A 25,262-nucleotide genomic window follows, 5' to 3' on the forward strand; every position below is an offset into this window, starting at 1 on the left:
TCACAGTAAAAAATGTCGCGCCAGCAGCGGGGCGGTGAAGCTCTTTTTCAGATAAAAACCGCGCGGCAGGGTCATAATCGGCTCGCCGTGTTCGCCGATGCCTTCAGTGAGTGCCCGGCTGTTGGCCGCTTTCGGACGGATTTGCAACCAGGCGCCGTGGCGGGCGGTGATGCGCTCAACCTGGCCCAGTACGATCATATCCATCAGTTCCTCCCAGTCCTGGCGCAGCATTCGATCTTCCTCCTCGCTCGGGCTCCACAGCAGCGGCGCGCCGACGCGGCGCTGAGCAAGCGGAATAGCGCGATCGCCCTCTACCGGGATCCAGAGCACGCGCGCCAGCTTATGGCGCACATGGCTGGTCTCCCAGGTCACGCCGCTGTTGCCGGTCAGCGGTGCCACGCAGACAAAGGTGGTTTCCAGCGGCTTGCCCTGCGCGTCAATGGGAATGGTTTTGAGTTCAATACCGAGATGGGCGAAATCCTGCTCCGCCTTGCTGCCTGCGCTGGCGCCGAGATAGCGCTCCAGCAGCATGCCGACCCAACCTTTATCCCGTTTCAGATCGGCCGGCATCGTCAGGCCAGCCTGCTTTGCGAGGGTTTCCAGCGTCTGTCCCGCCAGCGCGTGCGCGCGCGTTAACAGAACGGCTTCATTTTCGGGCGGAGCAGGAAGCTGGAACATGGCGAAAACCTGTATGGTTAAAAAATGAACAATTTTTTCTCTGGGTTCTTTTCCCACAGCGGCATCAGGAGAAAGGACGTCGATAATAGCATGATTCGCCATGCTTTTTTAACGGCGTCATTTTTTAACTCTCTGCGGCAAGGCAAGGTTATCCCGGACTAATGGCATTAATGAACAGGATCTTAAGCTAAGTTATCCACAGATCGGTGGGATAACCCCGCTGCATCACCATTACTGGTTCCATTTACAGCCTTGACTTCAGTGGAAAAGCCGCTTTTCTGTCCAGTGATGAGCAAGTTTACTCCATTGTCTGTGGATAAAAACGGCGTCGCTTGATCTTTGACCAGCTAAAAGCGATCTGCGCTATTCACTGAAAAGCCAGGAAAATGAATTCTGAATAAGAGTTATTTAAATGGCTGTTTTTAATTGATAAAAACAGAATTGTTGTGTTTGCCCTTTTTAACGCCTGCAAAAGTTTATCCAGCTAATTCCCGCGTTCTGCACAAAGCTATCCACAGAAAACGTGAATAAGATCGGCGCTTTAGCGCCTCAACTGTTTATAACTCTGGGCTGAGCTGTGAGTTATCCAGGCTCGACGCGCCGTTCTTCCCGGCAATCCAGTGGTTTACCGCCTGTAAGGAGTGTGAAACAATCAGGCTATTCAAATTTAGCTTTGAGGTAGTCCAGTGATCGATGATGATGGCTACCGCCCGAATGTTGGTATCGTAATCTGTAACAGGCAAGGACAAGTGTTGTGGGCCAGGCGCTTTGGACAGCACTCCTGGCAGTTTCCTCAGGGAGGCATCAATCCCGGTGAAACCGCCGAACAGGCGATGTATCGTGAACTGTTCGAAGAAGTGGGTTTACACCGTAAAGATGTTCGAATACTTGCATCTACCCGAAACTGGTTGCGCTACAAATTGCCAAAACGTTTGGTGCGTTGGGACACAAAGCCGGTGTGTATCGGCCAGAAACAAAAGTGGTTTCTTCTGCAGTTGATGAGCAGTGACGCGGATATCAATGTGCAACACAGCAGCACGCCGGAGTTCGACGGCTGGCGCTGGGTGAGCTTCTGGTATCCGGTGCGTCAGGTTGTCTCCTTTAAACGCGATGTCTATCGCCGCGTCATGAAGGAATTCGCTGGCGTGGTAATGTCGATGCAGGAGAGTGCGGGGCAGCAGCGCAGCGCGCCAGCCCATCGACGAAAAAGAGGATAGGCCACGCCCTTATGCTCACTCAGTTGCGCGAAATAGTAGAAAAGGTGGCGGGCGCGCCACGTCTTACCGACGCGCTCGACATTCTGGTCAATGAGATCTGCCTGGCGATGGACACGGAAGTGTGCTCCGTTTATCTCGCAGATCATGAACACCATTGCTACTACCTGATGGCCACGCGAGGCCTGAAAAAACCGCGCGGGCGCACCGTTACGCTGGCGTTCGACGAAGGGATCGTCGGCCTGGTGGGACGTCTCGCCGAACCTATCAACCTTGCGGATGCGCAAAGTCACCCCAGCTTCAAATATATTCCTGCAGTGAAAGAAGAGCGCTATCGCTCTTTCCTCGGCGTGCCGATTATCAGTCGCCGTCAGCTGTTGGGCGTGCTGGTGGTACAGCAGCGCGAACACCGACAGTTCGACGAAAGCGAAGAGTCTTTCCTGGTTACGCTGGCGACGCAGATGGCGACTCTGCTGTCGCAGTCGCAGCTCGGTCAGCTCTTCGGCCAGTTCCGCCAGACGCGGGTACGCGCTATCGCTGCCGCGCCCGGCGTCGCTGTCGCGCCAGGCTGGGTCGATGAAACTCAGCCGCTGCTGGATCAGGTCTCCGCCGCCTCAACGCTCGATATTCAGCGCGAACGCGAACGGCTGGTGGTGGCGATGAACGAAGCCGCCAGCGAGTTTCGCCGCTTCAGCAAACGTTTCGCCGCCGGCGTGCAGAAAGAGAGCGCTGCGATCTTCGATCTCTACTCCCACCTGTTAACCGACGCCCGCCTGAAAAAGGATCTGTTCGATGAGATCGAACAGGGATCGGTCGCCGAATGGGCGGTAAAAAAGGTGATCGAAAAATTCGCCGCCCAGTTCGCCAGCCTGAGCGATAACTACCTGCGCGAGCGCGCAGGCGATCTGCGCGTGTTAGGGCAGCGCCTGCTGTTTCATCTCGATGATTCTCTGGTCGGCACCAACGCCTGGCCGGAACGTTTTGTGCTGGTCGCCGACGAGCTTACCGCTACTACCCTGGCGGAGCTGCCGCACGAGCGGCTGGCGGGCATCGTGGTGCGCGATGGCGCCTCCAACTCGCACGCTGCTATCCTGACGCGCGCCATGGGCATTCCCACGGTAATGGGCGCGGATATCCTGCCTGCGCAGCTGAATAAACGCCTGCTGATTGTCGACGGCTATCGCGGCGAGCTGCTGATCGATCCTGAACCGGTACTGGTGCAGGAGTATCAGCGTCTGATCAGCGAAGAGAACGCGCTGAGCAAAATGGCAGAAGGGGTCGTCGATCAGCCGGGCGAACTAAAAAGCGGCGAGCGCATCCAGGTGATGCTTAACGCTGGCCTCAGCCCGGAGCATGAGCAGACGCTCGACAGCTGGGTGGACGGCATCGGCCTCTACCGCACTGAAATTCCCTTTATGCTGCAAAACGGCTTTCCCTCCGAAGAGGAGCAGGTTGCGCAGTATCAGGGCATGCTGCAGCTGTTTCACAATAAGCCGGTCACGCTGCGCACGCTGGACGTCGGCGCTGACAAACAGCTGCCCTATATGCCGATCAGCGAAGAGAACCCCTGCCTCGGCTGGCGCGGCATCCGTCTGACGCTGGATCAGCCCGAAATCTTTCTGGTGCAGGTGCGCGCCATGCTGCGCGCCAACGCCGCCTCCGGCAACCTCAGCATTTTGCTGCCAATGATCAGCCATATCGACGAGATTGATGACGCGGTGCGGCTGATCCAGCGCGCCGGACGCGAAGTGGAAGAGATGCTGGGCTATGTGATTCCGAAGCCGCGCGTCGGCGTGATGATCGAAGTACCGTCGATGTTGTTTATGATCCCGCAGCTGCAGACGCGCGTCGATTTCGTCTCGGTCGGCACCAACGACCTGACCCAGTACCTGATGGCGGTCGATCGCAACAACACGCGCGTCGCCAATCTTTACGATCCGCTGCATCCCGCCATGCTGCGCGCGCTGCGGTCGATCGCCACCGAAGCCCGTCTGGCGAATCTTGAACTCTGTCTTTGTGGTGAAATGGCGGGCGATCCGATGTGCGTCGCGCTGCTGGTGGGGCTTGGCTATCACCATCTCAGCATGAACGGCAAGAATGTGCCGCGCGTAAAGTATCTGCTGCGCCATCTGGATAAACAAGAGACGCAGAAGCTAAGCGAGCAAGGCCTCAGCGCGCATACCGCATCGGAGGTTCGCCACCTGGTCGCCGCCTTTATGGAGCGGCGCGGGCTGGGCGGTCTGATCCGCGGCGGGCGCTGAGCGTTATCCTCGTTTACATTTACGCTGCTCTGTAAAAAACCAGGCTGTGCTATGATGCGCAGCCTTTAACATATCCGCCTGGCGCCCCTTTTTCAGGGCTGAAAATTGAATGGTGAATGATGAATAACGGCTATATCGCATTTCCGCAGTTCGATCCGGTGATCTTCTCTATCGGACCGGTTTCGCTGCACTGGTACGGACTGATGTATCTCGTCGGCTTTATTTTTGCCATGTGGCTGGCGGTTCGCCGCGCTAACCAACCCGGCAGCGGCTGGAAAAAAGAGGAAGTGGAAAACCTGCTCTACGCGGGGTTCCTCGGCGTTTTCCTTGGTGGCCGCATCGGCTACGTGCTCTTCTATAACCTGCCGCTGTTTCTGGAAAATCCGCTCTACCTGTTCAAAGTATGGGATGGCGGCATGTCGTTCCACGGCGGCCTGATCGGCGTGATCGTGGTGATGATGATTTTCGCGCGCCGCACCAGACGCACCTTTTTCCAGGTCTCTGACTTTATCGCGCCGCTGATCCCGTTCGGCCTTGGCGCTGGTCGTCTCGGCAACTTTATCAACGGCGAGCTGTGGGGCCGCGTCGCGCCTGACTTCAAATTCGCCATGCTGTTCCCAGGCTCGCGCAGCGAGGATGTGGCGCTGGCGGCGAGTAATCCGCGCTATCAGGAACTGCTGAATACCTACGGCGTGCTGCCGCGTCATCCGTCACAGCTGTATGAGCTGATGCTGGAAGGCGTGGTGCTGTTTATTATTCTGAACCTGTTTATTCGCAAACCGCGTCCGATGGGCAGCGTCTCCGGCCTGTTCCTGATCGGCTACGGCGCGTTTCGCATTATCGTTGAATTCTTCCGCCAGCCAGATGCGCAGCTCGGCCTGTTTGAAGGCGGCGTCAGTATGGGGCAGATCCTCTCCATTCCGATGATCCTGGCAGGCGTTATTATGATGGTCTGGGCGTATCGTCGTCGCCCGCAGCAACACACTCGAGAGGTAAAATGAAACAGTATCTGGACCTGATGCAACATGTGCTGAACCATGGCACGCCGAAATCTGACCGTACCGGTACTGGCACGCTGTCGATTTTCGGTCACCAGATGCGTTTCAACCTGCAAGATGGCTTTCCGCTGGTGACCACCAAAAAAGTGCATTTGCGCTCGATTATTCACGAGCTGCTGTGGTTCCTGAAGGGCGAGACCAATATCGGCTACCTGAAAGAGAATAACGTCACTATCTGGGACGAGTGGGCTGATGAAAAGGGCGACCTCGGCCCGGTCTACGGTAAACAGTGGCGCAGCTGGGGCAGCGCGCGCGGCGAAGAGATCGACCAGATAGCGAAGGTTATCGAACAGCTGAAGCGCGACCCCGACTCGCGCCGCATTATCGTTTCGGCGTGGAACGTCGGCGAACTGGACGAGATGGCGCTGGCGCCGTGTCACGCTTTTTTCCAGTTTTACGTGGCGGACGGCAAGCTCTCCTGTCAGCTCTATCAGCGCTCCTGCGATATTTTCCTCGGCCTGCCGTTCAATATCGCCAGCTACGCGCTGCTGGTCCATATGGTGGCGCAGCAGTGCGATCTGCAGGTGGGTGATTTCGTCTGGACCGGCGGCGACACGCACCTCTACAGCAACCATCTGGAGCAGGCGCGCCTGCAGCTGACGCGCGAGCCGCGCCCGCTGCCGAAGCTGGTGATTAAGCGCAAGCCCGACTCGATCTTCGATTATCGCTTCGAAGATTTTGAGATCGAAGGCTACGATCCTCATCCGCCCATCAAGGCGCCGGTAGCGGTGTAACGCTTCTGCCTGCTGTTATAAAGCCCTGGCGCAGCCTTGCTCGCCGGGGCTTTTTTTCTGCTTTTTAGCGCGCCCTCTCGTACCCTTTTGCTGCCTGATGCAACCCTGACATCTTTGCTGGAACGCGGCGCGCAGTCCGGCACAACGCCGCTCGCGACTATGCGGGCAAAGCGGCAGAGTTTCGCCATGAAAAAAGAACCCCACTATGGCTTTACGCTGCCGGAGCTGCTGTTCGTACTGGTTATCGTCGGCATCCTCAGCCTCGGCGCGCTTCAGGGCTGGCAGCGCTGGCAGCAGCGACAGCAGCTGCGCGAGACCGCGCAACAGCTGCAGGGCTTTTTACAGCGCCTGCGGGCGCAGGCCAACTGGCAGAGCCAGGATCGCACGCTCTGGCTGATACCGGGCGAACGCTGGTGTCTGGGTAGCGGGCCGAAACCCGATGCTGGCTGTGAGCGCGGCAGGCGGCTGCAGTTTATCGCGCCTTATCCCGGCGTTAGCCTGACCGGCGTACGCGGCGAGCCGGGCTTTTACGGCCGCCGCAATATGGCGAAGGCGGGCAGCCTGGAGTTTGGCAACGCAAGCGGCAGGCTGCGGTTGATTATTTCCGCCCGCGCCCGCATTCGCCTCTGCCAGCCGGAGGAGCAGGGATGCGACTGAAGATAGCCGGGTTCAGTTTGCTGGAGATGCTGGTGGCGATGGCCATCAGCGCCGTGCTGATGCTGAGCGCAGGCCGGTTTTTACCGCTGCTGATGGGGGAAAACCTGCGCCTGCAACAGCGCGTTCAGCTGCGCGAAGATCTGCAGCAGGTGATGCAGACGCTGGAAAAAGCGGTGCGCCGCGCGGGCTACTGTAACGGCGACTGCGGCGCGGCGGGGTTTAGCGCCTCCGGCGACTGCCTGCTGCTGCGCTGGGACGACAACAGCAATGGAAAATGGGAAGGGGTCGCGCACGGCGAAAGCGATTATTACGGCTTTCGGTTGCGGCAAAAGCAGCTGGAAACCCGACGCGGCGCGGACGGATGCGGCGGAACAGGCTGGGAACGCCTCACCGATCCCGCTTTTCTCGCGGTTGAGCAGTTCAGCGTAGAGCAAACGGGCGCGCTGATTAAGCTGCGTCTGACTGGGCGCGCCGGCAGCGAGCAGGAAACGCTGGAGAGCTGGGTCGAGGGAGAAAACCAGTGAATCAAAAAGGCAACAGCGCGCTGGGCATGGTGCTGATGATTTTGCTGATGGGCAGCCTGACGCTGCGCGCCAGCCGGGAAAGGCTGGAGCAGGGCATGTCGCTGGTCGCCGACGAGCGGCAGCACTATCACGATTTCTGGGCGGCGCAGTCGGCGCTGCAGTGGGGGCTGACGCTGAGCTGGCCGCAGGCGCAGGGCTGCCAGCAGGAGCGGCGGCAGGGCTGGGAAAGTTGTTTACAGAAGGTGAGCGATGAACGGGCGTTGCTTAAAGGCCGCGCGGCGGCAGGCGAACTGGCGCTATGGCGCTGGGTGGCAAAGGAGGGCTACAGGCTCAGACCGTTGCCGCACGGCTGGATCGATTACTGCCCGCTGGCGACGGCGAAACGCTGTCTGTAAGCAGCGTGGCTTTAGCCTGCCGGAAGCGCTGTTCGCGCTGTTGCTGCTGGCGACGAGCGTGAGCGCGCTGCTGCACTATCAGCTCGCTCTGGCGCAGGGCTTCAGCCAGCAGTGGCAGCAACGCGTCGCCGTACGCGTCGCCGCGCAGCGTCTGATGGGGCATGAGATGCCGGGCTGGCGTACGTCACTTGAGCGCAGCAGCGCTTCGAACTGTACGCTGGAACGCGCTGAGGTCAGCGGAGCGTATCAGGGGCACGCCATATTGACGCGTTTACGTTGCTGAGAGGCAAAAGAGCCCGCACGCTATGGGCAACCCCGGCGATCCGCGGTAGAGTGACCAGTCTGCCGCTTTGCCGCGCCAGACAGTGTCACCACAGGAGTTTCCATGTTTCACGTTTATCACTCAAACCAGCTCGATGTTCTGAAGATTCTCGCGGCAGCGGTGATAGAACATGACCCCCTCAGCGATCCTTTTTCCGCCGAAACCGTGCTGGTGCAGAGTCCCGGCATGGCGCAGTGGCTGCAGATGGAACTGGCGCAAACCTTCGGTATCGCCGCCAATATCGAATTTCCTCTGCCCGCTTCTTTTATCTGGGATATGTTCGTGCGCGTGCTGCCGGACATTCCTGCCGAGAGCGCTTTTACCAAAGCCAGCATGAGCTGGAAACTGATGCATCGCTTGCCTGAACTGCTGACGCAGGAGGCGTTTGTCTCGCTGCGCCACTATCTGCACGACGACAGCGATAAGCGCAAACTCTTCCAGCTCTGCTCCCGCGTTGCCGATCTCTTTGACCAGTATCTGGTCTACCGCGCCGACTGGCTGAACCGCTGGGAACAGGGCGAGCTGGTCGAAGGTTTAGGCGACGCGCAGCTGTGGCAGTCGGCGCTCTGGCGTGACCTGGTGGCCTACACCGAGGCGCTGGGACAGCCGAAATGGCATCGCGCCAACCTCTACGCGCGCTTTATCCAGACGCTGGAGCGGGCGGAGCGGCCCCCCTCTGGCCTGCCAAAGCGCGTGTTTATCTGCGGCATTTCCGCCTTGCCGCCGGTCTATTTACAGGCGCTGCAGGCGCTGGGCCGCCATATCGATATTCATCTGTTGTTCACCAATCCCTGCCGCGACTACTGGGGCGATATTCAGGATTACGCCTTCCTCGCGAAGCTGCAGAGCCGCCAGCGCCGTCGCCTCGACAGCGAAGAGTCGCGCGATCTCTTCAGCGATCCGCTTGAGGCGCCGGCGCGTTTCAACGCCGAAGGCGAACAGCAGCTCAGCAATCCGCTGCTCGCCTCCTGGGGCAAGCTGGGCCGCGACAACCTGTTCCTGCTCAGCCAGATGGACGAGGCGGATGACGTCGACGCCTTTGTCGAGGTGGAAGAGGACAATCTGCTGCATGCCATGCAGCACGATCTGCTGAATCTGCAGGACAACGCGGTGCTGGGGCTGAACGCGGAGGAGCTGGCCTGGAGCGGCAACAAGCGTCCGCTCGATCCCGACGATCGCTCGATTAGCGTGCAGATCTGCCACAGCGCGCAGCGCGAAGTGGAGGTGCTGCAGGATCACCTGCTGGCGATGATGGAAGCAGATCCCGCGCTTAAGCCGCGCGATATCATTGTGATGGTCGCCGATATCGACAGCTACGCGCCCTTTATCCAGGCGGTCTTCGCCAACGCGCCCGCCGATCGCTATCTGCCGTTCTCTATCTCCGATCGCCGCGCCAGCCAGGCGCATCCGGCTATCTTTGCCTTTCTGAGCCTGCTGGCGCTGCCGGACAGCCGCTTTGCGGCGGAAGATGTGCTGGCGCTGCTGGAGGTCCCGGCGCTGGCGAACCGGTTCTCCGTGGATGAGAGCGGCCTGCGCCTGCTGCGCCGCTGGGTCGATGAATCTGGCGTGCGCTGGGGGCTGGACGATGACAGTGCCGAAGCGCTGGCGCTGCCGGTCACGGGCCAGCACACCTGGCGCTTTGGCCTGGAGCGTATGCTGCTGGGCTATGCGATGGAGAGTCATCACGGCGACTGGCAGGGCATTTTGCCCTATGACGAATCGAGCGGCTTAGTCGGCGAGTTGGCCGGTCATCTGGCGGAGCTGCTGATGCGCCTGAACCACTGGCGCGCGCGCCTCAGCGAATCCCGACCGCTGGAAGGGTGGTTGCCGCTCTGTCGGGAGATGATCAATGACTTCTTTCACGGCGACGCCGAAGCGGACGCGGCGCTGCTGCTGGTGGAGGAGCAGTGGAAGCAGCTGATCGAATATGGGCAGGCCGCGCGCTATCAGGCCGCTATTCCCGTGACGCTGCTGCGCGACGATCTGCGCGCGCGCCTCGATCAGCAGCGCATCAGCCAGCGCTTCCTCGCCGGACAGATTAACTTCTGCACGCTGATGCCGATGCGCTCGATCCCCTTCCGCGTGGTCTGTCTGCTTGGCATGAACGACGGCGTCTATCCCCGCACGCTGCCGGCGCCGGGCTTTGACCTGATGCAGCAACAGACGCGCAAAGGCGATCGCAGCCGGCGCGACGACGATCGCTATCTGTTCCTTGAAGCGCTGCTTTCGGCGCAGGATCGGCTCTATATCAGCTATATCGGTCGCGCAATTCAGGATAATACGGAACGCTATCCCTCTGTGCTGGTCACAGAGCTGCTGGATTACATTGGCCAGAGCTTCTGTCTGCCCGGCGATGAGGCAAAAGAGCTGGATGAGAGCGCGCAGCGCGTCCAGCAGCATATCCAGCATCTGCACAGCCGTATGCCGTTCGCCGCGGAAAATTTTCAGCCGCAGTCACGATGCCATAGCTTTGCGCGCGAATGGCTGCCCGCCGCGCAGGGAAAAGGCGAGGCGCAGCCCGACTTTGTTCAGCCGCTGCCGCTGTCGGAGATGGAGTCCGTCTCCTGCGAGCAGTTCCTGCGCTTCTGGCGTCATCCGGTGCGCGCCTGGTTTCATCAGCGGCTCGGCGTCACTTTCTGGCTGGAGGAGACGGAGCTGTCAGACAATGAGCCTTTCGCGCTCGACAGTCTGGAGCGGTACCAGATCAACGCCGAGCTGCTGAACGCGCTGGTGGAGGGCGAAGATACGCAGCGGCTGTACGCCCTGCATCGCGCGGCGGGCAATCTGCCTTACGGCGCGTTCGGCGAGCTCTTCTGGCAGGCGCAGCAGGAGGAGATGCAGGAAGTGGCGGCGGCGGTCATTGAGCAGCGCAGCGAAGGCGAGAGCTGGGAGGTGAATCTGCCGCTTGACGGCGTTACGCTGACCGGCTGGCTGACGCAGGTACAGCACGACGGCCTGCTGCGCTGGCGTCCCGGCGTGCTTAATATGAACGACGGCCTGCTGCTCTGGCTGGAGCACCTGATCTACTGTGCGCTGGGTGGCAGCGGCGAGAGCCGCATGATGGGCAGAGAAAACAGCCGCTGGCGCTTTGCGGCGGTGCCGCAGCCAGAGGCCGAGGCGATGCTGACGCGCTATATGCAGGGCTATAAGCAAGGCATGTCACAACCGCTGCTGCTGCTGAACAAGAGCGGCGGCGCCTGGCTGACGGCAAGCTACGACAAAAAAACGCAGCAGCTGCTGCTGGATGAAGCCACCCAGGTCAAGGCGCGCAATCGGCTGCTGCAGGCCTGGACAGGCGGTTATCAGCAGGAAGGCGAGGGCGGCGATCCCTACCTGCAACGACTGTGCCGCGTCCTGAACGACGCGCAGATAGCGCAGATCACCGAGGCCGCGCAACGCTGGTATCTGCCGGTATTGCAGGCCCACCTGGATGATGAATAGCAAGTGGCACGACGAGCTCTGACGCGTCGACGCCCGATAAAAAGGTCACGTCAGTTTGAACCATTTTCGGCTGCGCCTGCCCGGCAGCGCAGTTTCAAGGGTAACAGAAGGGGTTTACATGCGTAGATACGCTCGCTGGATAGCGGCGCTAATGTTGAGCCTGGCGACCTGCGCCTCGCTGGCACAGGCCGCGACGGGCTGGACGCCGGTTAATGAAGCCATTCGCAAAAGCGAAAAAGATCCGCGCCAGTATCAGGCTATCCGGCTCGACAACGGCCTGACCGTGCTGCTGGTCTCCGACGCGCAGGCGCCAAAATCGCTGGCGGCGCTGACGCTGCCGATCGGCTCGCTGGACGACCCGGATCAACAGCTCGGCCTGGCGCACTTTCTGGAGCATATGGTGCTGATGGGATCGCAGCGCTATCCGCAGCCGGATAACCTGGCGGAGTTCCTGAAAAAGCATGGCGGCAGTCACAACGCCAGCACCGCCTCCTACCGCACCGCGTTCTACCTGGAGGTGGAAAACGACGCGCTGGAACCGGCGGTCGACCGCATGGCGGACGCGCTGGCTGCGCCGTTGCTCGATCCGGTTAACGCCGATCGCGAACGCAACGCCGTCAACGCCGAGCTGACGATGGCGCGCTCGCGTGACGGCTTGCGTATGGCGCAGGTCGGGGCGGAGACGCTGAATCCGGCGCATCCCGGCTCGCGCTTTTCTGGCGGCAATCTCGATACGCTGAAAGATAAGCCGGACAGCAAGCTGCTGGATGCGCTGTCGGCGTTCTACCATACCCATTACTCCGCCAACCTGATGAAAGCGGTGCTCTACAGCAATAAACCCTTGCCGGAGATGGCGCAGATCGCCGCCAACACCTTTGGCCGCATCGCGAATCACGATGCGGCGGTTCCGGCTATCGACGCACCTGTGGTTACCGAGGCGCAGCAGGGCATTGTGATCCACTATGTCCCGGCGCAGCCGCGCAAGCAGCTCAAAATTGAGTTCCGCATTGCGAATAACAGCGATCGCTTCCGCAGCAAAACCGATACGCTGATCGGCTATCTCATCGGCAACCGCAGCAAAAATACCCTGGTCGACTGGCTGCAAAAGCAGGGGCTGGCCGACGGCGTCAATGCCGGCGCCGACCCGATGAGCGAACGCAGCAGCGGCGTCTTCGCCATTACCGCCTCGCTCACCGATAAAGGCCTGGCGCAGCGCGATGAAGTGGTGGCGGCGATCTTCAGCTATATCGCCATGCTGCGTGAGCAGGGCATCGACAAGCGCTACTTTGACGAAGTCTCCCACGTGCTGGCGCTCGATTTTCGCTATCCCTCGCTGACGCGCGATATGGATTACATCGAGTGGCTGGCAGACACCATGCTGCGCGTGCCGGTTGAGCATACGCTGGATGCGCCTTATCTGGCCGATGACTACGACGCCGCCGCCATTAAAGCGCGCCTTGACGAGATGACGCCGCAGCATGCGCGCATCTGGTATATCAGCCCGCAGGAGCCGCACAACAAAGTGGCCTACTTTGTTAATGCGCCCTATCAGGTCGATCGTATCAGCGACCAGACCTTCGCCGACTGGCGACAGCGCGCCAGCCATATCCAGCTCTCAATGCCGACGCTGAACCCCTATATTCCTGACGATTTCACCCTGATCACGCAGGACGGCAAAAGCTATACCCATCCAGTTTCGCTGCCCAATGACGTCGGCATGCCCATCTACTGGATGCCCAGCCAGTTTTACGCCAGCGAGCCGAAAGCCTCTGTGATGCTGGCGCTGCGCAATCAGCACGCCATCAGCGACGCGCGCCAGCAGGTGCTGTTCGGCCTGAACGATTATCTCTCCAGCCTGGCGCTGGATGAGCTGAACTCGCAGGCCTCGGTCGGCGGCATCAGCTTCTCTACCAGCGAAAATGATGGGCTGGTGTTCACCGCCAGCGGCTTTACCCAGCGGTTGCCGACGCTGCTGAAAAAACTGGTCGAAGGCTATGCCACGTTCCAGCCGACGACGCAGCAGCTGGAGCAGGCGAAATCCTGGTATCTGGATCAGCTGGACGCGGCGGACAAAGGCAAAGCGTTTGAAATGGCTATCCAGCCGATGCAGATGCTGTCGCAGCTTCCCTATACGCAGCGCGAGACGCGCCGCGCGCTGGTCAAAGCGATCGGGCTCGACGAGGTAGTGGCGTATCGCGACAATCTGATCCATCATGCGACGCCTGAACTGCTGGCGGTCGGCAATCTCAGCGCCGATAGCGTGACGCAGCTTGGTCGCGAGCTGAAGCAGCAGATGCAGACCCAGGGTACGCAGCTCTGGCGCAACAACTATGTTTCCTTCGCTAAGCCTGTGAAAGCCAACCTGCAAAAAACCGGCAGCAGCACCGATTCGGCGCTGGCGGCGCTCTATGTGCCACTCGGCTACGGCGAATATCAGAGCATGGCGAACAGCTCTATGCTGAGTCAGATCGTGCAGCCCTGGTTCTACAATCAGCTGCGTACCGAGGAGCAGCTGGGCTATGCGGTATTCGCTTTCCAGATGCCGGTCGGCCGTCAGTGGGGCATCGGCTTCCTGCTGCAAAGCAACAGCAAGCAGCCCGCTTATCTGCTGCAGCGCTATCAGGCTTTTTACCCGCAGGCGGAAAAACGGCTGCGCGCCATGCCGCAGAGCGACTTCGCCCAGTATCAGCAGGCGATGATTAATCAGCTGAAGCAGCGGCCGCAAACCCTTGATGAAGAGGCGTCGCGCTACAGCCGGGATTTCGATCGCCAGAATTACGCCTTCGATACCCGACAGAAAGTTATAGAAGCGATCCAGCAGCTGACGCCGGGCGAGCTGGCGGACTTCTTCCACCGTGCCGTGATGAAAAAAGAGGGCATGGCGATGACGTCGCAGATTGCGGGCAACAGCGCGGAAAAAGTCGCCTTTGCGCGGCTGCCCGGATGGAAAACCTGGAATGAGGTAGCGAAACTGCAGCAGTCGCTACCGGTTAAGAGTGAGACGCAATGAGTTACCCTGAGTCGCTGAATCCTCTGACGCTGCCGCTGCGCGGCGAGCGTCTGATCGAGGCTTCGGCGGGAACCGGCAAAACCTTTACTATCGGCGTGCTCTATTTGCGCCTGCTGTTGGGGTTGGGCGGCGAAAACAGTTACAGCCGCCCGCTGTCGGTCGAAGAAATTCTGGTAGTGACCTTTACCGAGGCCGCCACCGCTGAACTGCGCGGACGCATCCGCGAAAATATTCATGAGCTGCGCCTGGCCTGCGTGCGCGGTGCCAGCAGTAATCCGATGCTGGCGCAGCTGCTGGGCCAGATTGACGATCTCTCGCAGGCCGCTTCGCTGCTGCTGGCGGCGGAGCGTCAGATGGACGAGGCGGCGATATTCACGATTCACGGCTTCTGCCAGCGCATGCTTAACCTGAACGCCTTTGAGTCCGGCATGCTGTTCGAGCAGGAGCTGATAGAGGATGAGGCGGCGCTGTTTAAACAGGCGACGGCGGACTTCTGGCGACGCCACTGCTATCCGCTGACGCTGGAGGTGGCGCGCGCCATTATCGCTGAGTGGAACGGACCCGAAAGCCTGCTGACGACGCTGCGGCCCTGGCTGCAAGGCGAGTCGCCTCGCCTGAAGCGTCCACCTGCCGACGACGAAACCCTTGCGACGCGCCACGCTGCCAATCTGGCGCGCATCAGCGCCATGAAGCAGCAGTGGCAGGCGGTAAGCGACGAAGTTGAAGGCATCGTCAGCCAGTCCGGCGTTGATAAGCGCAGCTACAGTAGTAAATATCTGCCGCTCTGGGTGGCGAAGATCACCCAGTGGGCCAACAGCGAAACGGTGGACTATCTCTTTCCTAAAGAGCTGGAGCGTTTCGCCCAGCGCGTGCTGCTGGAAAAAACCAAAAAAGGCGAGCCGCCGCAGCATCCGCTGTTTCAGGCGGTAGAGGCCTTTCTCGCCGAGCCGCTGTCGCTGCGTGACCTGGTTATCGCCCGCGCGCTGGTAGAAGTACGCGACGCGGTGCGTAAAGAGAAGCGCCTGCGCGCGCTGCTCGGCTTCGACGATCTGCTGAGCCGGCTCGACGAGGCGCTGCAGCAGCCGGGCGGCGCGCTGCTGGCCGACACTATCCGCGGCCGTTTTCCGGTGGCGCTGATCGATGAATTCCAGGATACCGATCCGCAACAGTACCGTATTTTCCGCACGCTCTATCTTAATCAGCCTGAGCTGGCGCTGCTGCTGATCGGCGATCCCAAACAGGCTATTTACGCCTTCCGCGGCGCCGATATTTTTACCTATCTGCGCGCGCGCAGCGAGGTCAGCGCCCACTACACGCTTGATACCAACTGGCGATCGTCGCCAGGAATGGTGCAGAGCGTAAACCGCCTTTTCGCCCGCATGGATTCGCCGTTTCTCTTTTCAGCTATCCCGTTTCTGCCGGTTAACCCGGCTGAGCCGAATCAGCAACTGACGCTATTGAAAGATGCGCAGCCGCAGGCGGCGCTGCGTTTCTGGCTGCAGCCCGGCGACGGCGTGGGCGTAAGCGACTATCAGCAATTTATGGCGCAGCAGTGCGCCGCCGATATCAGCCGCTGGCTGGTGGCCGGACAGCAGGGACGCGCTCTGCTGGGTAAGGGCGATAACCTGCGGCCGGTACAGGCGTCCGATATTACCGTGCTGGTGCGCAGCCGCAACGAAGCAGGACTGGTTCGCGACGCGCTGAACGGCCTGTCGATTCCATCGGTCTACCTCTCTAACCGCGACAGCGTCTATACCACCCCCGAGGCGCGCGAACTGCTGTGGCTGTTGCAGGCGATACAGGCGCCGGAGCAGGAGCGTCTGCTGCGCAGCGCGCTCGCCACCTCGATTTTCGCTATCGACGCCGCCTCGCTGGATACGCTGAGCCAGAACGAGCGCGAATGGGATGCGCTGGTAGAGCAGTTCGCTGGCTGGCAGCAGCTATGGCACCAGCGCGGCGTGTTACCAATGCTGCGCGACGTGATGAATCAGCGGCAGCTGGCGGAAAATATGCTGGCCTCGGAGAACGGCGAGCGCAGGCTCACCGATCTGATGCACCTTGGCGAACTGTTGCAAGAGGCCTCGACGCAGCTCGACAGTCCCCATGCGCTGGTGCGCTTTCTCGCCCAGCAGATCGCCCGGCCCAATAGCCAGTCGGCGGATCAGCAGCTGCGTCTGGAGAGCGATCGCCATCTGGTACAGATCGTTACCATCCATAAATCCAAAGGATTACAGTACCCGCTGGTGTGGCTGCCTTTCGCCGCCGGCTTTCGTGAGGCGGCCAGCGCGCTCTATCACGACCGGGAGAGCTTCGCGACGCTGCTCGATGTGCAGGGCGACGAGCAGAGCATGGAGCTGGCCGAGCAGGAGCGACTGGCGGAAGATTTGCGCCTGCTCTACGTCGCCCTGACGCGCTCGGTGTACCACTGTAGCGTTGGCGTTGCGCCGCTGTTTAAAGGCGCGCGCAAAAAAGAGGGCGACAGCGATCTGCACAAGAGCGCGCTGGGCTATCTGGTGCAGCAGGGAGAGAGCGGCAACGCCGACCGTCTGCGCACCTGTCTGGCGACGCTGGCGGATGGTGATACCGAGGTAGTGAGCGACGATCTGATCCCCGGCGAAAACTGGCGCGAGCAGGCGCAGCCCGACGATGCGCTCAGCAGCCGTCAGGTCACGCGCGACCTACGCGACGCCTGGCGCGTCACCAGCTACTCAGGTTTACAGCAGCACAACAGTTCGCCGCTGCTGGAAGCGATGCCCACTTTCGATATCGACGCGGCTGGCGAAGAGGGCGGCGAAGCGGAGAACGTGCTGACGCCGCATCACTTTCCGCGCGGCGCGGCGCCGGGCACCTTTTTGCACGGCCTGTTTGAATCGCTCGATTTTACCCGGCCGCCGGATCGGACGCTGCTGGAGACGCAGCTGGAACAGAACGGCTACCCGTCGCACTGGCTGCCGGTGCTGGAGGCGTGGATTGCACGCGTGCTGCATACGCCGCTTAATCGCGACGGGCTGACGCTGGGCGCGCTGCAAAACCATGACCGGCTGGTAGAGATGGCTTTTTATCTGCCGCTGGAGCGCATGCTTAACGCAGCGGAGCTGGATGCGCTGATGCGCCAGCACGATGCGCTGTCGGCACGCGCGCCGCGTCTGGAGTTTCATCAGGTGCAGGGCATGCTGAAAGGCTTTATCGATCTGGTATTTCGCTGGAACGGTCAATATTATCTGCTGGATTATAAATCCAACTGGCTAGGCGACAGCGAAGCGGCCTATACCCCAGAGGCGATGGCGCAGGCGATGGTGGATCACCGCTACGACTTGCAATATCAGCTCTATACGCTGGCGCTGCATCGCTATCTGCAGCATCGTCTGCCCGGTTATGATTATCAGCGCCACTTTGGCGGCGTGTTTTATCTGTTTTTGCGCGGCGTCGATGGCAGTTCGCCGGAAAACGGCATCTTTACCGCGCGGCCGTCGACGGCGTTCGTCGACGGGCTGGACGCGTTGTTTCGTCGCCCGAAAGAGGAGGAAGTATGACGGAGATAGTGTCATTGCTCGATCAGGCGGTAGAGAAACGTCTGCTGCGGTCGCTCGATCTCCAGTTCGCGCGGCTGCTCGCCGACGCCTCACAGCCCGCGTGGCTGCTGGCGGCCGCCTGCGTCAGCGCCGAAGCGGGCGACGGCCATGTCTGCCTGCCGCTGGCGCACCTGACCCCAGAGACGCTGTTCGCCGGACGTCACCCCGAACTGGCGCAGGCCTTATGGCGCGCAGCGGGCGCGCCGCCGTGCTGGAAAACGGCGCTATCGGGCTGGCCGGCGCTGAGCGATGGCGGCATCGCCACGCCGCTGGTGCTCAATCATGAACGGCTTTATCTGCATCGCCTGTGGCAAAGCGAAGGCCAGGTGGCGCGCTTTTTCACCCGGCAGGTGGAGATGGCGGAGATGGATATCGCCGCCGCGCAGAACGTGTTGAGTGCGCTGTTTGGCGATCGTCCCGATGACTGGCAAAAAATTGCTGCCGCCGTGGCGCTGACGCGCAAAACGGCGGTGATATCTGGCGGCCCCGGCACGGGCAAAACCACCACCGTGGCGAAGCTGCTGGCGGCGATGATCCGCCTGAGCCGCAGCAGCCTGCGTATTCAGCTGGCGGCACCGACCGGAAAAGCGGCGGCGCGCCTTACCGAATCGCTCGGCCAGGCGCTGCAGGCGCTGTCGGTAAGCGACGAGGAGCGGGCGCGTTTTCCCAGCGAAGCCACAACGCTGCATCGCCTGCTGGGCGCGCAGCCCGATACGCAGCGGCTGCGCTATCACGCCTCAAACCGGCTTCATCTTGATGTGCTGGTGGTGGACGAAGCCTCTATGGTCGATCTCTCGATGATGGCGAAACTGATCGCGGCGCTGCCTGACCATGCGCGCGTGATTTTCCTCGGCGATCGCGATCAGCTGGCGTCGGTGGAAGCGGGCGCCGTGCTGGGCGATATCTGTCGCTGCGCTGAAACGGGTTACAGCCTGTCGCGCGCGCAGCAGCTGGTGGCGCTGACGCAGTGCGCGCTCGACGGCGCGGATGACGCGCGCGCCCCCGACGTGCGCGACAGCATTTGCCTGCTGCGCAAAAGTTACCGTTTCGACGCGAAATCGGGCATTGGTCAGCTGGCGCGCGCGGTCAATCTCGGCGATGCGCGCGAGGTCGAGGCGGTGATTAACGCCGCCTTTGAGGATATCGATTTTCAGGCGCTGCAGAGCGGCGAAGCCTATCAGGCTATGCTCGATGCCGTAGCGGAGGGCTACCGTCCTTACCTGAAATTAGTGCAGGCGCGCGCGCCGGTTGAGGAGATCCTGCAGGCGTTCAGCCGCTATCAGCTGCTTTGCGCATTGCGTGACGGCCCCTTTGGCGTTCAGGGGTTGAATCAGCGCATCGAGCAGCGTCTGGTTCAGCTGCAGCGCATCCGCCGTCCGGCGGTCGGCAGCCGCTGGTATGCGGGACGGCCAGTGATGGTGACGCGAAACGACAGCGCGCTGGGGCTCTTCAACGGCGATATCGGCATTACCCTGCGCGATGCAGAGAATCAGCTGAAGGTCTTTTTCCCGCTGCCGGATGGTTCGGTGAAGGCAGTACAGCCGAGCCGCCTGCCGCCGCACGATACCGCCTGGGCGATGACGGTGCATAAGTCGCAGGGGTCGGAGTTCGAACATACTGCGCTGGTAATGCCCGCTCAGTTTTCACCGGTTTTGACGCGCGAGCTGGTCTATACCGCCATTACCCGCGCGCGCAAGCGGCTGACGCTCTACAGCGAACCTGCGGTGTTTCAGCGTGCGGTGCAGCTGCAAACCCAGCGCCGCAGCGGGCTGGTGGAAAGGCTTAGTCTCGCCGTCTGACGGGTGTTTCTGGCAAACGACTCAGTACATTACTGCGCGGGCAACAGGGGCTGTGGAACAAAGCGTCCCGCGCCAGGGAAGGCGCGGGCCGAGCGGGCAGGGATGCTTGAGCGACTTTGTGGAACAGCCCCTGTTGCCCGTGCCTGCTCATCAGTCTGGCGCAAGCTGTTCCAAATCAGGTCAGATCCGCCATCAGCACCTTAGAGCGCCGCTGGTAGTTGTACATTTGCTTTTTACTCTCTGGCAGCGACTCAATATCCACCGGCGTAAAGCCGCGTTCCTGAAACCAGTGAATGCTGCGCGTCGTCAGAACAAACAGCTTCTCCAGCCCCATTTGTCGCGCCTGAAGCGCAACGCGCTGCAGCAACATCTCGCCGCGTGAGGAGCTGCGATAGTCAGGATGCACCGCCACGCAGGCCATTTCGCCAATTTTCTCATCCATAAAGGGGTAGAGCGCCGCACAGGCGATGGTCAGATTGTCGCGTATGATAATGGTGAACTTGTCGATCTCCATCTCCAGCTGCTCGCGCGAGCGACGCACCAGAATACCCTGCTGCTCCAGCGGGCGGATCAGCTCCAGAATGCCGCCGATATCGTTAATAGTGGCGCGGCGGATCTGCTCGCTCGACTCCATAACGATCTGCGTGCCGATACCGTCGCGTGAAAAGAGTTCCTGCAACAGCGCGCCATCTTCCTGATAGCTGATGAGATGGCTGCGGCGCACGCCGCTCCGGCAGGCTTTCACCGCGCCACGCAGGAAACGCACCGTGCCGGACAGATAGTCGCCGTCGCTCTCCATCTCCTCGATGCGCGCCTGCGCGTCATTCGGGAAGAGTTCGGAGATAATCGCGCCGTCGCGGCTGGTCACGCCCTGCTCGGAGCAGAAACCAATCATCTTTTCCGCCTTCAGCTTGATCGCCAGCTGGGTGGCGACCTCTTCCGACGTCAGGTTAAAGCTTTCGCCGGTAACAGAGACCGCCACCGGACCGAGCAGCACGATTGCATTGTTATCCAGCTGCCGATGGATCGCCTCTTCGTCGATGCGGCGAATACGCCCGCTGTGGCAGTAATCCACGCCGTCATCCACGCCCAGCGGCTGCGCGATAATGAAGTTGCCGCTAACGACATTGATATGCGCGCCCTGCAGCGGCGTATTGTTAAGGCTCATTGAAAGTCGCGCCGTAATATCGAGCTGTAACCGTCCCGCCGCCTGCTTCACCAGCTCCAGCGATTGGGCATCGGTGACGCGGGTGTGCTTGTGGTAAACCGGCTCCAGCTGATGCTGCGCCAGGCTGGCGTCAATCTGCGGACGCGCGCCATACACCACCACCAGACGTATCCCGAGGCTGTGCAGCAAACCGATATCGTTGACGATGCTGGAGAAATTTTCGTGCTCGATCGCTTCGCCGCCCAGCATGATGACAAAGGTCTTGTCCCGATGGGCATTGATATAGGGAACGGTGTGGCGAAAACCCTGAACCAGCTCAGTACTACGTTCCTTCACGGCAAACCTCAATGAATGATTATTCGTAATTTCTGTATTTTTATTCTTTCAGGGCCACTTTTGCAAGAATTAAACCTGACGTAAATTTACGTTTTTTCGGGTGCGTCAGACGCTAAGAGACTGCATTATTTAGCTTTTCCAGGATGACTTGGCCAAAGGTATGGGCTAAAGTTTTTACCGCCGTTTATTGAAGTGGCGCTTTTTTAGACAGAACAGAGCAGCTGGGGCGGCATGTCAGAATCAAATCCTCTTATTTCCCGCAGAAGGCTCTTGCAGGGTACAGGCGCATTATTGCTGCTGAGTGTCAGCCGCGCAGGCCTGGCAGCGAAAAATCATATTGTCGCGGTACGTATCTGGCCCTCTTCGACCTATTCGCGCATGACGCTGGAATCCAGCGTGCCGCTTCACTATAAGCAGTTTGCGCTTACGCATCCGGATCGGCTGGTAATCGATATCAAAGATATGCACCTCAACCCGGTGCTGAAAGGCGTCGATAAGCTGGTGCGCGTTAACGATCCCTTTATCAAAAATGCGCGGGTAGGGCAGTTCGACGCCAGTACCGTGCGTATCGTGCTGGAGCTAAAGCGCAACGTCGCGCCGAAAACCTTCACCCTGGCACCGGTGGCGGGGATCAAACACCGGCTGGTGGTGGATCTCTATCCCAGCCAGGATACCTCGGTCGACGATCCGCTGCTGGCGCTGCTTAAGGATTACAACCAGGGCGATCTGGAACGGAATGAACCGGCGACCGCGCCGCTTCCTGGTAAGGCGGGGCGCGACAGGCCGATGATCATCATGATCGATCCCGGCCACGGCGGCGAAGATCCCGGCGCGCACGGTAAATATAAGACGCGTGAAAAAGATATCGTGCTGAAGATTGGGCGACGGCTAAAAGCACTGATCGAAAAAGAGCCGAATATGAAGGCCTACATGACGCGCAACGAGGATGTGTTTATTCCGTTGCGGGTTCGGGTGGCGAAAGCGCGCAAGCAGCGCGCCGATCTGTTTGTCTCTATCCATGCCGACGCCTTTACCAGCCGCAGCGCGCGTGGCTCTTCGGTATTCGCGCTCTCGACTAAAGGGGCGACCTCGGCGGCAGCCCGTTTCCTGGCGCAGACGCAAAACGAATCGGATCTCATCGGCGGCGTCAGCAAAAGCGGCGACCGCTACCTCGATCACACCATGTTCGATATGGTGCAACGGCAGACTATTCACGACAGCCTGAAGTTCGGCAAAGAGGTGCTGCATCGTATGGGCCGCATCAACCATCTGCATAAGCGTACCGTCGATCAGGCTGGCTTCGCGGTACTGAAAGCACCGGATATTCCGTCGATTCTGGTGGAAACCGCCTTTATCAGCAATGTGGAAGAGGAGCGAAAGCTACGCACCAGCCGTTATCAGCAGCAGGTCGCCGAGGCGATTTTTCACGGGATAAAAGCCTATTTTGATAATGGCGGGGCGCTGGCGCGTCGTTAAAGAAGAGGGGATAGCGCAGGCTGTCCCGTTTTTCATAAAGCACAAAAACAAAAAAGCACCCTTTCAGGTGCTTAAATGATTGGTTGCGGGGGCCGGATTTGAACCGACGACCTTCGGGTTATGAGCCCGACGAGCTACCAGGCTGCTCCACCCCGCGTCCGTCTTGCGCTTTGCGTCTTGTCACTTTGGCTCTTCGTTAAAAGAGTTGGTTGCGGGAGCCGGATTTGAACCGACGACCTTCGGGTTATGAGCCCGACGAGCTACCAGGCTGCTCCATCCCGCGTCCGTAGTGCGCATTGCGACTTTTCACATTGTCTCTTCATCAGAAGAGTTGGTTGCGGGAGCCGGATTTGAACCGACGACCTTCGGGTTATGAGCCCGACGAGCTACCAGGCTGCTCCATCCCGCGTCCGTGGATGCGCACTATACCTCGCGGAGCTGATGATGCAACCCCTTTTTGCCGCGAAGCGCCAAATTGGCTACTGTTTGCTGAATATTTTCTCCATCTGGCTAATTATCGCACAGCCGTGCGCGTGGAAAGAGCACGTGGATTTCAATCTGATGGACGCTTTGCTATCGTCGCGTGGCGACGAACACTAATGAATAAGAGACGGCGATGAATAAAGGACACTGGGCGAAGTATGTACTTACTGGTGCAATGTTTGCGCTGCTGGCGGGTTGTAGCTCGAAACCAACCGATCGCGGGCAGCAATATAAAGATGGCAAGCTGGAACAGCCGCTGGCGCTGGTCAATCAGCCCAACGCCAAAGGCCGACCGGTTAACGGCAGGGACTTCGGCGAGCAGGTACGACAGATACAGTACGCCTCCTCGGCCCTCTATGGACGCCACACCGGCACTTACAGCGCGATTGAGAACTGGCTGATGGCCGGTGCCGATACGCGCCAGCTGCGTCAGTTCGGTCTGAACGCCTTCCAGATGGAGGGGACCGATAACTATGGCAACGTGCAGTTTACCGGCTACTACACGCCGGTTGTGCAGGCGCGCTACACGCGTCAGGGCGAATTCCAGTATCCCATCTACCGTATGCCGCCGCGCAAGCGCGGAGCGAAGCTGCCGAGCCGCGCCTCTATCTATAGCGGCGCGCTGGATGACCGCTATGTTATCGGCTGGAGCAACTCGCTAATCGATAACTTTATTATGGACGTGCAGGGCAGCGGCTACGTGGATTACGGCGACGGCCGTCCGATGACCTTTTTCGGGTATGGCGGCAAAAACGGCTGGGCCTATCACAGCATTGGCAAAGAGCTGATCGATCGCGGCGAAGTTAAGCGCGAAGATATGTCAATGCAGGCTATCCGCGACTGGGCGGCAGCGCATTCCCCGCAAGAGGTGCGCGCGCTGCTGGAGACGAACCCGTCGTTCGTCTTCTTTAAGCCGGAACCCTACACGCCGGTGCGTGGCGCCAGCGCGGTGCCGCTGGTGGCGAAAGCCTCGGTGGCGTCGGACCGCTCGCTGATCCCGGCGGGAACCGCGCTGCTGGCGGAAGTGCCACAGCTAAATGAAAAGGGCAAGTTCAACGGTAAATATGAGATGCGCCTGATGGTGGCGCTGGACGTTGGCGGCGCAATTAAGGGCCAGCATTTTGATATCTATCAGGGTATCGGTCCTGATGCGGCGCACCTGGCGGGCTTTTACAACCACTACGGCCGCGTCTGGGTGCTGAAAGCCGCACCGGGCGCCGGACAGCCGCTGTTCAGCAATCCGCAAAACGGCGATAATGGCTCTCTGTTACTGGGTTCAAACTGATTTCTCTGCGGGCCGAGCGGCCCGCATGACGTGACAAGGTTGATTATGAGTGTGGTTAACGAGGCCTGGCGTCAGCGTTTTGGCGGCACGGCACGTCTCTATGGGCAGGAAGCGCTGACGCGTTTCGCCGCGGCGCACTTCTGCGTTATTGGCATCGGCGGCGTCGGCTCCTGGGCGGCGGAAGCGCTGGTGCGCACCGGCATCGGCAAAATTACCCTGATTGATATGGATGATGTCTGCATCACCAATACCAATCGTCAGATCCATGCGCTGAACGGCAACGTCGGCAAGGCGAAAACCGAGGTGATGGCCGAGCGCCTGCGCGCCATCAATCCCGACTGCGAGGTCATCTGCATCGACGATTTCATTACGCCGGATAACACGGCGGAGCTGATGGCGGCGGGCTATGACTATGTGATCGATGCGATCGACAGCGTGCGTCCGAAAGCGGCGCTGATCGCCTGGTGCCGCCGCAATAAGATCCCGCTGATCACCACCGGCGGCGCGGGCGGTCAGATCGATCCGACGCAGATTCAGGTCGCCGATCTGGCGAAGACGATTCAGGATCCGCTGGCGGCCAAACTGCGCGAGCGGCTAAAGGCGCTCGGCGTGGTGAAAAACAGCAAAGGTAAGCTGGGCATCGACTGCGTCTTCTCTACCGAAGCGCTGATGTATCCGCAGCCGGACGGCAGCGTCTGCGCCGCGCGCAGCACCGCCGAAGGGCCAAAAAGAATGGATTGCGAAGCGGGCTTTGGCGCCGCCACTATGGTGACCGCCACCTTTGGCTTTGTCGCCGTTTCCCATGCGCTGAAGAAATATCTGGCGCGCGCGGCGCGTCAGGCTGCGTAA

Annotated in this window: 18 protein-coding genes and 3 tRNA genes; 16 read left to right on the forward strand and 5 right to left on the reverse strand. The window is 60.2% G+C overall.

The features are described from left to right. Positions 1 to 678: a DNA mismatch repair endonuclease MutH gene (gene mutH / locus D7S44_RS00230; RefSeq protein ID WP_120451156.1), complete on the reverse strand. Its 678-nt coding sequence runs from the start codon at positions 676 to 678 to the stop codon at positions 1 to 3. A gap of 686 nt (positions 679 to 1,364) precedes the next feature. Between mutH and rppH the strand changes: the two genes are divergently transcribed. The 12 genes from rppH (at position 1,365) to recD (ending at position 19,665) form a co-directional block, all read left to right on the forward strand. Then, positions 1,365 to 1,895, forward strand: coding sequence for an RNA pyrophosphohydrolase (gene rppH / locus D7S44_RS00235; protein WP_033752842.1), 531 nt, complete (start codon positions 1,365 to 1,367; stop codon positions 1,893 to 1,895). 11 nt (positions 1,896 to 1,906) lie between these two features. Then, the gene (gene ptsP / locus D7S44_RS00240; protein WP_120451157.1) at positions 1,907 to 4,153 is read left to right on the forward strand and encodes a phosphoenolpyruvate--protein phosphotransferase; all 2,247 of its coding nucleotides are present in this window, start codon (positions 1,907 to 1,909) and stop codon (positions 4,151 to 4,153) included. 119 nt (positions 4,154 to 4,272) lie between these two features. Next, complete coding sequence (gene lgt, locus D7S44_RS00245) at positions 4,273 to 5,154, forward strand: prolipoprotein diacylglyceryl transferase (RefSeq protein ID WP_120452814.1); 882 nt, start codon at positions 4,273 to 4,275, stop codon at positions 5,152 to 5,154. Further along, on the forward strand, positions 5,151 to 5,945 hold the full coding sequence (gene thyA, locus D7S44_RS00250; protein WP_120451158.1) for a thymidylate synthase: 795 nt from the start codon (positions 5,151 to 5,153) through the stop codon (positions 5,943 to 5,945). Before lgt ends, thyA begins: the two co-directional genes overlap by 4 nt. Positions 5,946 to 6,131: 186 nt before the next feature. Beyond that, on the forward strand, positions 6,132 to 6,602 hold the full coding sequence (locus tag D7S44_RS00255) for a prepilin peptidase-dependent protein (RefSeq protein ID WP_120452816.1): 471 nt from the start codon (positions 6,132 to 6,134) through the stop codon (positions 6,600 to 6,602). Next, positions 6,593 to 7,126 (forward strand): prepilin peptidase-dependent protein, encoded by a 534-nt coding sequence (locus D7S44_RS00260; protein ID WP_120451159.1) that lies wholly within the window; start codon positions 6,593 to 6,595, stop codon positions 7,124 to 7,126. Before D7S44_RS00255 ends, D7S44_RS00260 begins: the two co-directional genes overlap by 10 nt. Further along, positions 7,123 to 7,521 carry a DUF2509 family protein gene (locus D7S44_RS23795; RefSeq protein WP_120451160.1) on the forward strand — a complete coding sequence of 133 codons (399 nt, stop codon included), beginning with the start codon at positions 7,123 to 7,125 and terminating at the stop codon, positions 7,519 to 7,521. Before D7S44_RS00260 ends, D7S44_RS23795 begins: the two co-directional genes overlap by 4 nt. Positions 7,522 to 7,579: 58 nt before the next feature. Continuing rightward, positions 7,580 to 7,804: a prepilin-type N-terminal cleavage/methylation domain-containing protein gene (locus D7S44_RS00270; RefSeq protein ID WP_311778980.1), complete on the forward strand. Its 225-nt coding sequence runs from the start codon at positions 7,580 to 7,582 to the stop codon at positions 7,802 to 7,804. Positions 7,805 to 7,906: 102 nt separating this feature from the next. Beyond that, complete coding sequence (gene recC, locus D7S44_RS00275; RefSeq protein ID WP_120451162.1) at positions 7,907 to 11,284, forward strand: exodeoxyribonuclease V subunit gamma; 3,378 nt, start codon at positions 7,907 to 7,909, stop codon at positions 11,282 to 11,284. A 118-nt stretch (positions 11,285 to 11,402) separates the two neighbouring features. Next, positions 11,403 to 14,294 (forward strand): pitrilysin, encoded by a 2,892-nt coding sequence (ptrA, locus tag D7S44_RS00280; protein ID WP_120451163.1) that lies wholly within the window; start codon positions 11,403 to 11,405, stop codon positions 14,292 to 14,294. Further along, on the forward strand, positions 14,291 to 17,827 hold the full coding sequence (gene recB, locus D7S44_RS00285; RefSeq protein WP_120451164.1) for an exodeoxyribonuclease V subunit beta: 3,537 nt from the start codon (positions 14,291 to 14,293) through the stop codon (positions 17,825 to 17,827). Before ptrA ends, recB begins: the two co-directional genes overlap by 4 nt. Beyond that, positions 17,824 to 19,665, forward strand: a complete 1,842-nt coding sequence (gene recD, locus D7S44_RS00290; protein WP_120451165.1) for an exodeoxyribonuclease V subunit alpha — start codon at positions 17,824 to 17,826, stop codon at positions 19,663 to 19,665. The genes recB and recD overlap by 4 nt, the downstream gene beginning before the upstream one ends. A gap of 175 nt (positions 19,666 to 19,840) precedes the next feature. Here recD and argA read toward each other — a convergent pair whose 3' ends face one another. Further along, on the reverse strand, positions 19,841 to 21,169 hold the full coding sequence (gene argA / locus D7S44_RS00295) for an amino-acid N-acetyltransferase (RefSeq protein WP_120451166.1): 1,329 nt from the start codon (positions 21,167 to 21,169) through the stop codon (positions 19,841 to 19,843). A gap of 231 nt (positions 21,170 to 21,400) precedes the next feature. Here argA and amiC point away from each other — a divergent pair, with 231 nt between their 5' ends. Beyond that, positions 21,401 to 22,645: an N-acetylmuramoyl-L-alanine amidase AmiC gene (gene amiC, locus D7S44_RS00300; RefSeq protein ID WP_120451167.1), complete on the forward strand. Its 1,245-nt coding sequence runs from the start codon at positions 21,401 to 21,403 to the stop codon at positions 22,643 to 22,645. Between the two features lie 80 nt (positions 22,646 to 22,725). On the opposite strand, the gene D7S44_RS00305 is transcribed toward amiC, so the two are convergent. The 3 genes from D7S44_RS00305 to D7S44_RS00315 all read right to left on the reverse strand — a co-directional run bounded on the left by D7S44_RS00305 (position 22,726) and on the right by D7S44_RS00315 (position 23,054). Further along, positions 22,726 to 22,802: transfer RNA gene (locus D7S44_RS00305), tRNA-Met, on the reverse strand. 49 nt (positions 22,803 to 22,851) lie between these two features. Beyond that, positions 22,852 to 22,928 (reverse strand) — tRNA-Met (locus tag D7S44_RS00310). A 49-nt stretch (positions 22,929 to 22,977) separates the two neighbouring features. Then, positions 22,978 to 23,054 (reverse strand) — tRNA-Met (locus D7S44_RS00315). A gap of 32 nt (positions 23,055 to 23,086) precedes the next feature. On the opposite strand from D7S44_RS00315, the gene D7S44_RS23445 reads away from it, so the two are divergent. Genes D7S44_RS23445 through tcdA form a run of 3 tightly spaced genes read left to right on the forward strand, consistent with a single transcriptional unit; the run spans position 23,087 to position 25,262 of the window. Continuing rightward, positions 23,087 to 23,245, forward strand: coding sequence for a hypothetical protein (locus tag D7S44_RS23445; protein ID WP_158591206.1), 159 nt, complete (start codon positions 23,087 to 23,089; stop codon positions 23,243 to 23,245). 16 nt (positions 23,246 to 23,261) lie between these two features. Continuing rightward, positions 23,262 to 24,413, forward strand: coding sequence for a murein transglycosylase A (gene mltA, locus D7S44_RS00325; RefSeq protein ID WP_120451169.1), 1,152 nt, complete (start codon positions 23,262 to 23,264; stop codon positions 24,411 to 24,413). A gap of 45 nt (positions 24,414 to 24,458) precedes the next feature. After that, entirely contained in the window at positions 24,459 to 25,262 is an 804-nt protein-coding gene (gene tcdA / locus D7S44_RS00330) for a tRNA cyclic N6-threonylcarbamoyladenosine(37) synthase TcdA (protein WP_120451170.1), read from the forward strand.

The sequence above is a fragment of the Pantoea piersonii genome, assembly GCF_003612015.1.
Lineage (GTDB): Bacteria > Pseudomonadota > Gammaproteobacteria > Enterobacterales > Enterobacteriaceae > Pantoea > Pantoea piersonii.